Source organism: Paenibacillus tundrae, from assembly GCF_036884255.1.
GTDB lineage: Bacteria > Bacillota > Bacilli > Paenibacillales > Paenibacillaceae > Paenibacillus.
This window is the reverse complement of record NZ_CP145605.1, coordinates 5,794,613-5,807,689: the sequence shown is the minus strand read 5'-3', so window position 1 is coordinate 5,807,689 and position 13,077 is coordinate 5,794,613. Positions and strand designations below refer to the sequence as shown.

11 protein-coding genes are annotated in these 13,077 nt (G+C 43.6%); 8 read left to right on the top strand and 3 right to left on the bottom strand.

Going from position 1 to position 13,077, the window contains the following annotated elements:
• The first annotated feature begins 1 nt into the window (after position 1).
• Both fliS and V6W81_RS26125 read left to right on the top strand, forming a co-directional pair.
• Positions 2 to 412 carry a flagellar export chaperone FliS gene (fliS, locus tag V6W81_RS26130; RefSeq protein ID WP_338540810.1) on the top strand — a complete coding sequence of 137 codons (411 nt, stop codon included), beginning with the start codon at positions 2 to 4 and terminating at the stop codon, positions 410 to 412.
• Positions 387 to 746 carry a flagellar protein FliT gene (locus tag V6W81_RS26125; RefSeq protein ID WP_338540809.1) on the top strand — a complete coding sequence of 120 codons (360 nt, stop codon included), beginning with the start codon at positions 387 to 389 and terminating at the stop codon, positions 744 to 746. Before fliS ends, V6W81_RS26125 begins: the two co-directional genes overlap by 26 nt.
• 76 nt (positions 747 to 822) lie before the next feature.
• Here the strand turns inward: V6W81_RS26125 and V6W81_RS26120 are convergent, their stop codons facing one another.
• Positions 823 to 1,401 (bottom strand): hypothetical protein, encoded by a 579-nt coding sequence (locus V6W81_RS26120; RefSeq protein ID WP_338540808.1) that lies wholly within the window; start codon positions 1,399 to 1,401, stop codon positions 823 to 825.
• A gap of 138 nt (positions 1,402 to 1,539) precedes the next feature.
• The gene (locus tag V6W81_RS26115; protein WP_338540807.1) at positions 1,540 to 1,977 is read right to left on the bottom strand and encodes a hypothetical protein; all 438 of its coding nucleotides are present in this window, start codon (positions 1,975 to 1,977) and stop codon (positions 1,540 to 1,542) included.
• A 373-nt stretch (positions 1,978 to 2,350) separates the two neighbouring features.
• Here V6W81_RS26115 and V6W81_RS26110 point away from each other — a divergent pair, with 373 nt between their 5' ends.
• The 5 genes from V6W81_RS26110 (at position 2,351) to V6W81_RS26090 (ending at position 9,937) form a co-directional block, all read left to right on the top strand.
• Complete coding sequence (locus V6W81_RS26110; RefSeq protein ID WP_024631599.1) at positions 2,351 to 2,548, top strand: cold shock domain-containing protein; 198 nt, start codon at positions 2,351 to 2,353, stop codon at positions 2,546 to 2,548.
• 550 nt (positions 2,549 to 3,098) lie between these two features.
• Positions 3,099 to 3,662: a ribosome hibernation-promoting factor, HPF/YfiA family gene (hpf, locus tag V6W81_RS26105; protein ID WP_128103739.1), complete on the top strand. Its 564-nt coding sequence runs from the start codon at positions 3,099 to 3,101 to the stop codon at positions 3,660 to 3,662.
• Positions 3,663 to 4,919: 1,257 nt separating this feature from the next.
• Positions 4,920 to 7,424, top strand: a complete 2,505-nt coding sequence (gene secA, locus V6W81_RS26100) for a preprotein translocase subunit SecA (RefSeq protein WP_338540806.1) — start codon at positions 4,920 to 4,922, stop codon at positions 7,422 to 7,424.
• Between the two features lie 367 nt (positions 7,425 to 7,791).
• Positions 7,792 to 8,905, top strand: a protein-coding gene (gene prfB, locus V6W81_RS26095) for a peptide chain release factor 2 (RefSeq protein ID WP_338540805.1) whose coding sequence is annotated in 2 segments (ribosomal slippage) — positions 7,792 to 7,863 and positions 7,865 to 8,905 — 1,113 coding nt in all. Because the reading frame shifts where the segments join, the coding sequence is not laid out codon by codon here.
• A gap of 120 nt (positions 8,906 to 9,025) precedes the next feature.
• The gene (locus V6W81_RS26090) at positions 9,026 to 9,937 is read left to right on the top strand and encodes a YitT family protein (protein WP_338540804.1); all 912 of its coding nucleotides are present in this window, start codon (positions 9,026 to 9,028) and stop codon (positions 9,935 to 9,937) included.
• A gap of 241 nt (positions 9,938 to 10,178) precedes the next feature.
• Here V6W81_RS26090 and cls read toward each other — a convergent pair whose 3' ends face one another.
• Entirely contained in the window at positions 10,179 to 11,627 is a 1,449-nt protein-coding gene (cls, locus tag V6W81_RS26085) for a cardiolipin synthase (protein ID WP_145051404.1), read from the bottom strand.
• Between the two features lie 383 nt (positions 11,628 to 12,010).
• On the opposite strand from cls, the gene argC reads away from it, so the two are divergent.
• Positions 12,011 to 13,060, top strand: a complete 1,050-nt coding sequence (gene argC / locus V6W81_RS26080; RefSeq protein WP_338540803.1) for an N-acetyl-gamma-glutamyl-phosphate reductase — start codon at positions 12,011 to 12,013, stop codon at positions 13,058 to 13,060.
• Positions 13,061 to 13,077 lie beyond the last annotated feature (17 nt).

Below are 13,077 nucleotides of genomic sequence, written 5' to 3'. Positions count from 1 at the left end.
ATTGATTACATCTCCTTATGATAAATACCGGCAATCCTCTGTTCAGACTTCAAACCCTGCACAATTGGTCATCATGTTATATGACGGAGCTATTCGCTTTGTGAAGACAGCTCTGGATGGATTGGCGCAGAAAGATAATGAGAAGGCAAATTTGAACCTTGGAAAAGCACAAACTATTGTTAGTGAATTGATGAGTACCTTGGATCGGTCTTATGATATTTCGAAGAATCTATATTCTTTATACGAGTATACAAATTATCTGTTGGTGGAAGCTAATATACGTAAAGATGCTACCAAAGCTGAAGAGGCTATAGGGTATCTGACTGATCTACGTGAGACGTGGCTACAAGCTTCTAAAATTGCTGCAGGGCAGGAAGAACCACCTATTGCTACTGAAAGTGCTCATGGATAGTTTAATGTATATGTCTCAACTAAAGCAGCTAACAAATACGATAATGGGTATTTTATATGAAGCCGATTATGAACAACTTGAAGTTTTTGTTGAGGAACGTCAGCATATTATCGATGGACTCGTGGAGCGATTTTCATTAGAGCCGGCAAGTGTCAATGAAAAAGTAGAGATTGAACAGCTTTTGGGCAATGATCAGGAGATTATTGCGCGTATGAATGTATTGCGACTCGAAGCGCAGGACTGGTTGCATAAGAGAGGACAGGCCAAGACACAGAGGAATGCTTATGAGTCTAGCTATACACCAGATAGTTTTTTAATGGATAAGAAAAAATAAGAAATTACCAAGGAAATGTTATAAAAGCACATCGTAGAGACTTTAGCGATGTGCTTTTTTTGTGTTTTATACTCCCCTAATAAACCGTAATCAAATAAATCTCATCTTCATATTGATCAACATAATGAAAGGATAGCGTGCGTGAGCCGTATTTGTAGATCATGTCATATCCACCTTCAGCTTCGTTCAGATACTCCTTTTGTGGCTTACCTAGCCATAACTTCACCGTATCGGGATATAGATAATGTTGCCCAGGAAACAGATTAAACACCATGACTTTTGAATTGCTGTTCAGTTCATGTAGGTAAGAATTAAAACCGATCGCGTGATGTGGGTAAACATAGTAGGCGCCCCATTCGCCGTTCTCCCTTAACTTAGCTTTCTTTAAAGTACTGAGCAGAGATTTATGAGTCATACCTAGTTTGATACTGGGCTGATTTGGCAGAATTCCTTTCATAGCCGCGTTCTTCAGATTGTCGAGATAGGCACGATCTCCCGTTCCTGAATTAGGCCAGTCTGACTGATCAAAGTTAACATATCGGGTATCACTTAAACGCAACTCCAATTTACTAATATTGAGTTTGAAGGTTTCGATTTCATATTTAAAAACACTGTTATTATAGAATCTGAATTGTACCCGAGCGTCAGACAACATACGTATGCCATCACCTCTGCTCGCGGGGAAGAATTCATAATCAGTTAGCTTTTTACCCTTGTTATTTACAAATGTCAGCGGTTCTAATACGCCTGAGCGTACAATGAATGGTCTAGCTAAGTTGAAGTTAGAGGAACCCTACTCTGTAATTAGCAGTAGATCTGGAGCACCCTTTTCTTTACTTTTGATCGTGTAATGCCAAGTTTGGGGTAACGTAATCGAATGAAGGTCAAGTTTAGCGGCTTGTACGGTACCGTAGGAGGCTCCTTTTTTCAATAATGCGTCTCGATAAGTTCCTGTATATGTACGGTCACCAGGTTTGTTACCCGTCCAGTAATCCTCCTCTGTTAGGGTTGAGGATTTTTCGTTGGGGGCATAAATATACACCGTATACTGCGTCTGGTAGGCATCACGAAGTGTGAAGGATAGTCGGCTAATCTTCTTCAGTTCTTCTGCAGATATTCTGTCCTCCTTGGCGTCTGCACGATCGGGTGAAGCAAGAAGCAATACCCCTGAGAAAAGGATGAACAGTGCTAGTATAACTGACCATTTCTGCTTTTGAACGCTGTGAATCATTTGGGTAATCTCTCCTTGTTAATAAACTTATTAGATATACTAAATTTTAGCATGTAATTCTAATTTTTCACTATAACTAAGTTGATATTTTTCCTTTAACTTAAGGTTGAAGAACTAACAATGTTAAAGAAACATTTATAAACATTCTTAATGTGAGATTGGCTAAAATTAGACTTATCAGCAGCCTACTAAACCTGATATATTTAAAATATTACAGCATTCATCACAATCTCTGATTAATCTACAAAAAATTCCAAGAAAACATTTTCTTTACCAATTGACAATGGATAACTTTGGATGGTATCATCTGAGTTGTGGGCAGAGGTTAACGCCGAGGCTTCACTTCATTTGATGACGAAGGGAATGTTAGTGCATGCAAGGTAAAGTAAAATGGTTCAACGCAGAAAAAGGTTACGGTTTCATTGAAACTGAAGACGGCGGCGACGTATTCGTACATTTCTCCGCAATCCAATCCGAAGGCTTCAAAACTTTGGAAGAAGGTCAATCCGTTGAATTCGACATCGTCGAAGGCGCACGTGGACCGCAAGCAGCTAACGTAATCAAATTATAATCATCCGGTTAATCCGACCTACATATACGGTTAGATGGTTACCAATTGAATTATCGCTAGCATAAGGCTCTGGCATGCCCAGAGTCTTTTTTTTGTTTTACTAGATTTGCGAACATTGCCAGACTAGATTCGTAATCTCATTAATCTCTCTATTTCTTTATCTATCAGCAGTTCCTAATAAATACGGATTCATAGAATGGGTGCGGCCACTATTAAGAGATTTTCTCTCGTTCTAGTGATCAGGGTGTCCATTAGCGTATCTTTTCAACAATAGAATTATTTGGTAGATTCATAATACTGAAGAGGTTCATTTTACATATAAGATTAACTCGTCTCGAAATCGGTTAATTACATCATCAAGCGCCTAATAAGACTTTCCATGTAAATAAGCGATTATGGCTAAAAATGATGAAATATCGCGAAATATGGCGTTAAACCCATGATGGTAGATGTGGCTGGAGGAGATGTCATTATTCAGTCACCGGGAGTTTTTACATGGCGCTTACATTCGTGTTATAATGAAGTGGCAAAGTAAAAGGAGGAGTGCCCTATGAATTTAAGTATTCGAGGTCAACAAATCGAGGTTACCGATGCTTTGAAAGATTATGTCGATAAAAAGTTGAGTAGACTCGAGAAGTATTTCGATGCACCCCTTAACTCTGACGGTGCTGTTACACTGAGCACGACTAGAGGCCTGCATACGGTAGAGGTGACGATCCCACTCAAAGGCATTGTACTCCGTGCAGAAGATGAGAGCGATGATATGTATGCTTCCATTGACGCAGTGGTGGACAAGCTGGAACGTCAGATCCGCAAACATAAAACAAAAGTCAATCGTAAGTTCCGTCAAGAAGGCAGCCTGAAAACTCTCTTCGTTGAAGACCCATCAGGTACAGTGGCTACCGCTGAACTGGATGCAGAACCCGACGATGATGATTATGAAGTGGTAAGAACCAAACGGTTTATGTTAAAACCGATGGACGTGGAAGAGGCAATCCTCCAAATGAACATGGTTGGCCACAATTTCTTCGTTTTCTCTAACGTCGATAATGAAGAAGTCAGCGTTGTATATAAACGGAATGATGGCAAATACGGTTTGATTGAGCAAGGATAATCTTACCTTCCATACGAAGTTTTACGAAGACGTAAATAATGAATTTTTCTATAAAATGTGAATGAAGTAATATCTGATAAATGAATATAACGAGGAACAGACAGGAACAACGTAGTTCCGGTGCTGGACTGAACAAGAGCCTCCATCCTTACGGGATGGGGCTCTTTCGTGTCTAAAGAGATCAAACAAATCACGGAAGCCTATTTACAGTGCGTGTTCAAAAAGGCCGGTATTCAGTACCGAGAAGATGGGATAAAGATAGAAATGGAGCAGCAGAGCGTAGGTTGAGCTACGTGAGCAACACCATTCTTTCCGAAGAAAACAACCGTCGTAAGCATCCACTTATTTCGGCTGAATTCCATATTCAATGCTGAGATGCTGTCAGGCATCCTTCGTAATCAAAAGCGGACTTGAACAACCTTTTAAACTCAGGAAGAGGCAGGTTTGTGAAACTATTTGTCATGTTGTTGCGTTTAATAGATTATACGAGATTTAATGCAATCCATTTATAGGTTCTATATTTAAGGCTGAAAATAGAGTTTATAGAGCCAAGAGATCCGATAGATTAAAAAAGGTTCAATTTTTTTGCTGCCAGTTATTTTTCACATCATCAGTTCGAATGAATCTACAAAAGTTTAGATTTATCGAACTCTGATGGAACATCAGACGGTGTGGCTCACGGCCGATACTAGTATTCAGATCCTATAAGTGTGATGTTTAATCGATGAGCTTGAATGTGGGATTGATATCTAATTTTTCCAGCAAAAAATGGAATGCAGGCGTTTATTCGCAAAAAATGAAATAGGTGAAGAGTACACTTCCGCTAACGGCTATGATTTTTGGCACTTTTTGTCCACCGTTATGTGGTCAGAACTTCAAAGAAGTGTGCTGTGGCGTGTTGCGGCGTCCCTTACAAACTGTTACAATTTATACAAAGAGAATCATTGTCCTGATGAAGAATTGTCAACGAATGATCGCTAATCATAATCAATGACAGGCACAGCACCATGAACATGATTCGCAAGGCTCGGATTCCAGCTTATCTTATAATCTGGTTCCTGGTTGAACACCGAATCACTTCATGAGAACGCTCGGCAAGCCTGGAGTTGATTCAACTAATATTATTTTTTTACTCATATAATTTGAACTCAAATTATATCGTTTGTCACCCCCGGGCAAGTGGATGCAATATCCATCCGATGGTGTCGCACGGCGGCAGCTGGGGGTCTATTCTGTTTTGCACGAAAGGGGTATACCATGCTAGGACTTGTCAAAAAGATCTTCGGCGACATGAACGAACGTGATGTTAAACGTCTGATGAAGACGGTCGATGTGATCAATAAACTGGAACCACAATTTCAGGCTTTGTCTGATGAACAACTGAAATCCAAAACGGAGGAATACCGTGCCCGGATCGAAAAGGGCGAAACAACGGATCAGCTTCTCCCTGAGGCATTTGCAACCGTACGTGAAGCATCCCGCCGGGTTCTCGGCAAACGTCACTATGACGTTCAGATGCTGGGCGGTATTGCTCTGCATGAAGGCCGGATTTCCGAGATGAAGACGGGTGAAGGTAAGACGTTGGTAGGAACGCTGCCTGTATACCTGAATGCGCTCATGTCCAAAGGTGTTCACGTGGTTACAGTCAATGACTACTTGGCACAGCGGGATAGCCAGGAAATGGGACAGATCTACGAATTTATGGGTATGACTGTAGGGGTTAACCTGAGCGGTATGGATCATGCCTTGAAGCAGCATGCTTATGCATGTGATATTACGTACGGAACGAATAATGAATTCGGTTTTGACTATCTGCGTGACAACATGGTGCTCTACAAAGAACAAATGGTACAGCGTCCATTGTTCTTCTGTATCATTGACGAAGTAGACTCTATCCTGGTCGATGAGGCGCGTACGCCGCTCATTATCTCCGGACAAGCACAGAAGTCTACAGACTTGTACTACGCAGCAGATCGTTTTGTAAAACGTCTCGTACCTGAAGAAGACTTTACAGTAGACATTAAAGTGAAATCCGTAGCTTTGACTGAAGCAGGTGTGGCAAAAGCAGAGAAAGCGTTTGGTATTGAGAACTTGTATGACCACGCTAATGTAACGCTCAACCACCACATCGTACAAGGTCTGAAAGCGAACGTGATCATGCGCCGTGACGTGGATTATGTCGTGAGTGACGAAGAAGTCATGATCGTCGATGAATTCACAGGACGTTTGATGTCTGGACGTCGTTACAGCGATGGATTGCACCAAGCGATCGAAGCGAAGGAAGGCATTGAAGTACAGAACGAGAGCATGACACTTGCGACGATTACATTCCAGAACTATTTCCGGATGTATCGTAAGCTTGCTGGGATGACAGGTACAGCGAAAACCGAGGAAGAAGAGTTCAAAAAAATCTACGGCCTCGAAGTATTGCAAATTCCAACGAACCGTCCTAACAAACGTGATGATATGGCGGATGTCGTTTATAAGAGTATTGATGGTAAGTTCAAAGCTGTTGTAGAAGAGATCGTAGAACGTCACAGCAAAAACCAGCCCGTGCTGGTAGGCACCGTGTCCATCGAGAACTCAGAGCGTCTCTCGGATATGCTGAAACGCCGTGGTGTACGTCACCAAGTACTGAACGCCAAGTACCATGCGGAAGAAGCCGAGATTATCTCAGGAGCTGGACAAGCCGGTGCAGTAACGATTGCAACCAATATGGCTGGTCGTGGTACGGACATTATCTTGGGTGAAGGCGTGGCTGAGGTTGGCGGTCTTCATATCATTGGTACAGAGCGTCATGAATCACGCCGGATTGATAACCAACTCCGTGGACGTGCAGGACGTCAGGGTGACCCAGGTTCAACCCAGTTCTATCTGTCATTGGGTGATGAACTCATGAGACGTTTCGGTGCAGACAATGTATTGAACATGATGGAGCGTCTAGGCTTTGAAGAGGATCAACCGATTGAGAGCCGGATGATTACACGTGCAGTCGAATCGGCACAGAAACGGGTTGAAGGTAATAACTTTGACGTACGTAAAGTCGTTCTTCAATATGATGATGTCATGAACCAACAGCGTGAAATTATATATAAACAGCGTCGTGAGGTGCTGGAGTCTGAGAATATTAAACAAATTGTTATGGATATGATCAAGCCATCCATCGAACGTATTGTAGAAGCTCACTGTAGTGACGATATTCCAGAGAACTGGGAACTGCAAGAAGTTGCCGATTATATGAATAGCAAATTGCTCGACGATGGCTCGGTTACCAAAGATGAGCTGTGGGGCAAAGAAGCTGAAGAGATCATCGAGTACCTGTTCGAGAAAGTACAGACCAAGTACAACGGTCGCGAAGAGCGTATCGGTGAAGAGATGGTTCGTGAGTTTGAGAAAGTCGTTGTGCTCCGTGCAGTAGACAGTAAGTGGATGGATCACATTGATGCTATGGATCAATTGCGTCAAGGTATTCACCTTCGTGCATACGGTGGTACAGACCCACTGCGCGAATATCAATTCGAAGGCTTCGAGATGTTCCATCAGATGATCGCTTCGATTCAAGAAGAAGTAGCGACATATGTGATGAAAGCACAAATCGAGAGCAACCAGGAGCGTCAAGCTGTTGTTGAGGAAAGTCAGATCTCGACCAGCGGCGAACCTGCTGAGAAGCGCCCGGTGAAAGTGTCCGATCAGATCGGACGTAACGATCCATGTCCTTGCGGCAGCGGCAAAAAGTTCAAACATTGCCACGGTCAAGAGTAGTATGTATAAATATATAGGTTTAAATAATTTTTTTACATGAGAAACGAAGAGGACAGAGAAAACCTGAAGAAGCAGAGCGTTCGGCTGAAAGCTTTCTGCAAGAAAGCTACATCGGAAGCATAAGCTATCACCGGATTTTCCCCTTTTAAAAAAAGGGATCAAAGAAATCTGGGGATAACAGCGATCGGAAGGTTGTTCTGTCATTGAAGTGACTAATGTAAATAGGATTTAGTTTGAACCTAAATCAACGAATGTCCTATGGCTCCTTGCAGTCAGGTATTCTTTTGAATTGAGGGCTTAGGCTGCTCGGTTCAACTGTAATACACTGATAGCGAGGAGCTTATCTTAATGAAAAGAGGAATCCGATATGATCGATCCAAGCGTGAAGCAAGACCTACGTGAAATAGGCAAGAAACTAACAAACCTTAGGGGGTCTCTTTGACTTAGATCTGAAGCAAGAGATGATTGAGAACTTTGAGGTGAAGATGTCTGCTCCTGATTTTTGGGACGATAACGAGAAGGCACAAGCAGTCATTGCTGAGATGAACGCGGTGAAGGGGTCTGTTGATCAATACACCAAACTGCAGCAGGATTACGATGACGCTCTGATGATGGTCGAGCTCGCTGATGAAGAAGGCGATGAGGATCTAGCTGCTGAGGTTGGGAACAGCGTCACAGCCATCGTAAGCAAGCTTGATGAGTTCGAACTCCAACTGTTACTGAACCAGCCATATGACAAGATGAATGCCATCCTAGAGCTGCATCCAGGCGCAGGTGGAACAGAGTCGCAGGACTGGGGACAGATGTTGCTTCGGATGTACACCCGTTGGGCTGAGAAGCGTGGCTTCAAGGTTGAGGTTCTGGACTATCTTCCGGGAGAAGAAGCTGGGATCAAGAGTGTGACACTATCCATTAAAGGGCACAACGCATACGGTTATCTAAAAGCCGAGAAGGGTGTACACCGACTGGTACGTATCTCACCATTCGACTCATCCGGACGTAGACATACGTCATTCGTCTCCTGTGATGTGGTTCCTGAGATTGATGATACTGTAGAGATCGACATCCGCACAGAAGACCTCAAGATTGATACGTATCGTGCAAGTGGTGCGGGTGGACAGCACATCAATACCACCGACTCTGCCGTGCGGATTACGCACATTCCAACAGGTGTGGTTGTAACGTGTCAGAACGAACGTTCACAGATCAAGAACCGTGAGCGTGCAATGACAATGCTTCGTTCGAAATTGTATGAGCGCAAAATTGAAGAGCAAAAACAACAGCTGGATGAAATCCGAGGGGATCAGTCGGATATTGCTTGGGGCAGCCAGATTCGCTCCTATGTGTTCCATCCCTATAGTATGGTAAAGGATCACCGTACGAGCGTAGAAACAGGGAACACAGGAGCAGTAATGGACGGCGACCTCGATGCATTCATCGATGGTTATTTGCGCAGCCAGATTAAAGTGGAAACCGAGTAAATGAAGTTCCTGTATGAACCGGATACGTGTAGGCGTATGCTGGTGTATACAGGGGCTTTTTTTTGAACTCGCACATGCATTTTACATAAATTGATGAGACAAAAGGAGAACACGATCACCATGCAACAGCAACAATCATCACATCATCACCCCAACCGCAAGAAGAGAATAACCACATTAATTCCTTTGAATGGGCCATGGCGGAACGTTGTAGATACAGCATCTATTATTTTGGGGTCTTTCCTTATTGCGGTGGCATTTAATTTGTTTTTATTACCGAACCAGATCGCATCAGGCGGCGTATCCGGTCTGTCGATCTTGGGTGATGAGTGGCTCGGACTTGAGCCAGCATATACCCAGTGGGCCATTAATATTCCGCTCCTGATCGCAGGTTTCCTTCTAATCGGTAAGCAGTATGGTATCCGGTCTGTGCTGGGAAGTATCGTTCTACCGCTGTTTGTTTATCTTACAAAAGACTGGACGATTCCAACGACGAATCCGCTGTTAGGCTCTCTATATGGTGGGATCGGGGTTGGACTCGGTATTGGGATCGTCTATCGGGGCAGAGGGTCAACAGGTGGTATGAGTATCCTGGCAAGGATCGTGCAAAAATATAGCGGACTGAGTTATTCGATCTGCGTTGTGATTATGGACGCTACGGTCATTATTATGGCTGCTTTTGTACTGTCATTAGAGCAATCTTTATATGCACTGATTGGCTTGTACGTTACCGGGAAAGTCATTGACGCGGTTGAGATGGGACTTGGCTACTCTAAGGTAGCTTACATTATTTCTAACCAGATTGAACCGATTACCAAAGTCATTCTTGAAGATCTAGATCGTGGATTGACGAAGCTGGAGGCTAAAGGCGGTTATACCGACGATCAGCGAACTGTACTCATGGTTGTAGTGGGGCAAAATGAAGTGCCAAGACTGAAAACATTGATCCGGTCGGTTGATCCATCTGCTTTTGTTATTATTAGCAATGCGCATGAGGTTCTCGGTGAAGGTTTTAAGAGAGAAGAGATATGAGCCGACTGGTAAACGGGCAGCAATCTATTCTAAATGAAACATGAAATGAAACACATTCTAATATTACACACAAACAGGGACATTCTGCACCAGTATAGCTGGGCGGAATGTCCCTTTCTTCAATCTCAAGCAGTTCATACATCACTTGTAGAGCGTACATCCATACACGGGTTTGTAATTACAGATCACATTGAAATCGGATGGAAGTACTATCTCCACTACACATGCCTTTTCTCACTCTTTACAGAATAGGAGATAGTAGGCGAGATATCGCTTCTTTGAAGCGGATTTTGATACTCCGTTTGTTGTACTCCTCCATCGTCAGCTCACGGGATACAAGAAGATCATGCTCGAAGGTATGCACAAGAGCAGTTGCAATCGTCTCATCATACATAAAGGCGTTCACTTCAAAGTTCAACCGGAAACTGCGATAATCAATGTTCGCTGTGCCGACGGATGCCACCATGCTATCTATGATTAGTGTTTTGGCATGAATGAAGCCGTTATCGTAGACAAAAGCCTTCGCTCCGACCTTCAACAACTCACCAATATACGATAGTGTCGCCCAATACACGAAGGCGTGATCCGGTTTGTTTGGAATCATAATACGTACATCGATACCAGATAGGCAGGCAAGCCTTATAGCCTCGAAGACACTCGCATCTGGGATAAAATAAGGCGTCTGAATGAGGATGGAATGTTTCGCTCCATTGATCATTTTCAGATAACTGTTCTTGATATGTTCTGTTTCGGCATCAGGGCCGCTGGAGACAATCTGCATCGCGATCGTTCCTGTGCCCTCGATATGAGGAAAATGTGCTGGCACATAAGGTGTATCATGCTGCTTCGATGCCTCATTCCAGTCGAGAAGGAACCGTGTTTGCAATGCATGAACCGCATTCCCCGTAATTCTGAGGTGCGTGTCACGCCAATATCCAAATTTGGAGTTCAAGCCTAGATATTCATCCCCTACGTTAAAACCGCCAGTATAACCAAGGTTCCCGTCAATAATGACCATTTTTCGATGATTCCGATAGTTCATACGCAGATTAATCAAGCTGAATTTGGATGGGAAAAAGACTTCCACCAGACCGCCCGCTTCGCGCAGCTCTTTGAAAAATCGATTCGATACACGCCGCGATCCAAGCGCATCGTACAGCAATCGAACCTTGATGCCTTCTTTTGCTTTACGAATGAGCGTATCACGAATACGTTTACCCAGACGATCCCCCCGATAGATGTAATACTGCACATGCACATGATCCTGTGCAGCTTCGATATCATCCAGTAATCGTTGGAATTTATCCGTGCCATCGGTGATAATCTCGACCTCGTTATCCTCGGTTAACAAAGCACCATTCTGCTTCAGGTTCATGTAGATCATATCCTGGCTGTTTTCGGTCACTTTGTTGTGAAAAGGTGTTCGATTGCTCTGTAATTGGGCAAGCTGTGCCTCGATACGTTCCTCAAGTCCAAGCTTCTTACGATCTTTCCATTGGAATAGTCTGTAACGAGTGAGGTTCTGCCCTGTCAAAAGATAAAGTACAAACCCGAGCACGGGAATAAAATTCAGGACGAGCAGCCAGGCCCAGGACGAACTCGCATCCTTGCGCTCGAAGAATACGACCGCTGCCGCAAAAATAATATTCAAACCCAGGAGTACAATAAGTAAGATGGATTCAATATGCACTATAGACCCCCATGTCTCCAAAATGTCTTGTCAGAACTCATTGCAGGAAGACCTTCACTATGAATGAGACTCTGTATGTAATCTTCCTATATAAGAGGTTGTTCAAAAAGTCCCTTTTTGATGCTGAAAACAGACGCTCTTGAACCCCCACTACTACGTATTTTAGCAGAAGTATTCAGGTTCGTCCTCTGCTGCTCTAAAGATATGTTCGGGATTGATGAAAATCCATGTAAAATTGATGGTAGAGTGTTGTATTTATATAACTAGAGTCGTATAATAATACACAAATATGCATAGAAGCGACGGAAATATCATGTGTGTGCCTTACCTTAGGGCATAGGCATGGTTGAAGTAGCGCATACAACGAGATTGGGGGAGCGAGAGTGAATAACAAATTAAGAGTGGCAATCGTCGGTTCCACCGGCTACGGCGGGGTGGAACTGATTCGTTTTTTACAGCATCATCCGCATGTTGAAATTACTTCGGTAATCTCTTCATCCAGCAGTGGGGAGTCTATTGCAGATGGATTTCCGCATTTGACGGGCGTGATTAACAGGCCACTTGATGGCGTGGATCCAGTGGAGATCGCAGGCCGTGCAGACCTTGTATTCACAGCGACTCCGTCCGGTGTAAGTGCGAAGCTTGTTCCTGGCCTGCTGGAAGCAGGGCTGAAGGTCATTGATCTGTCTGGTGATTTCAGAATCAAAGATGGAGCGGTGTACGAAGAGTGGTACAAACATCCGGCTCCTTCAGACGAACTATTACAACAAGCGGTATACGGTATGGCTGAACTGTACGGTGACACAGTGAAAGATAAGACGTTAATCTCGAACCCAGGCTGTTATCCTACAGCAACATTGCTCGGATTAGTTCCTGCGGTGCAAGCTGGCTGGATTGACCCTTCAAGCATCATTATTGATGCAAAGTCAGGGGTGTCTGGGGCAGGACGCGGAACGAATCTGGCATACCATTATGCAGAGATGAATGAGAATTTTAAAGCGTATAAATTAAATAAACATCAACACATCCCAGAGATTGAACAAGTGTTAGGTCAGGTTGCTGGATCGCCAGTAACGGTTACGTTTACGACACAGCTTGTGCCAATGACACGTGGAATTATGAGCACCATGTACGCAAGTTTAGTTGGAGAACATACAGATAAAGAACTGGTGGATCTTTACCGTCAGTTTTATGAAAATAGACCTTTTGTACGTGTGCGTGAGCCAGGAATTTGGCCATCAACGAAAGAGGTCACTGGATCGAACTACTGTGATATCGGATTCTCCGTTGATCCACGTACAGGCCGTTTGACGATTGTTTCTGTCATTGACAACCTGGTAAAAGGCGCATCCGGCCAAGCGATTCAAAATTTGAACCTGATGATGGGATGGGAGGAAAACCTCGGGCTGAACATGATACCAGTATATCCATAAGATGAATGTATTAAAGA

Bases quoted from the DNA above. Each gene is read 5' to 3' on its own strand.
- secA (WP_338540806.1), top strand. From the start codon at position 4,920: ATGCTAGGACTTGTCAAAAAGATCTTCGGCGACATGAACGAACGTGAT.
- V6W81_RS26115 (WP_338540807.1), bottom strand. From the start codon at position 1,977: ATGATTCACAGCGTTCAAAAGCAGAAATGGTCAGTTATACTAGCACTG.
- V6W81_RS26120 (WP_338540808.1), bottom strand. From the start codon at position 1,401: ATGTTGTCTGACGCTCGGGTACAATTCAGATTCTATAATAACAGTGTT.
- hpf (WP_128103739.1), top strand. From the start codon at position 3,099: ATGAATTTAAGTATTCGAGGTCAACAAATCGAGGTTACCGATGCTTTG.
- V6W81_RS26090 (WP_338540804.1), top strand. From the start codon at position 9,026: ATGCAACAGCAACAATCATCACATCATCACCCCAACCGCAAGAAGAGA.
- V6W81_RS26110 (WP_024631599.1), top strand. From the start codon at position 2,351: ATGCAAGGTAAAGTAAAATGGTTCAACGCAGAAAAAGGTTACGGTTTC.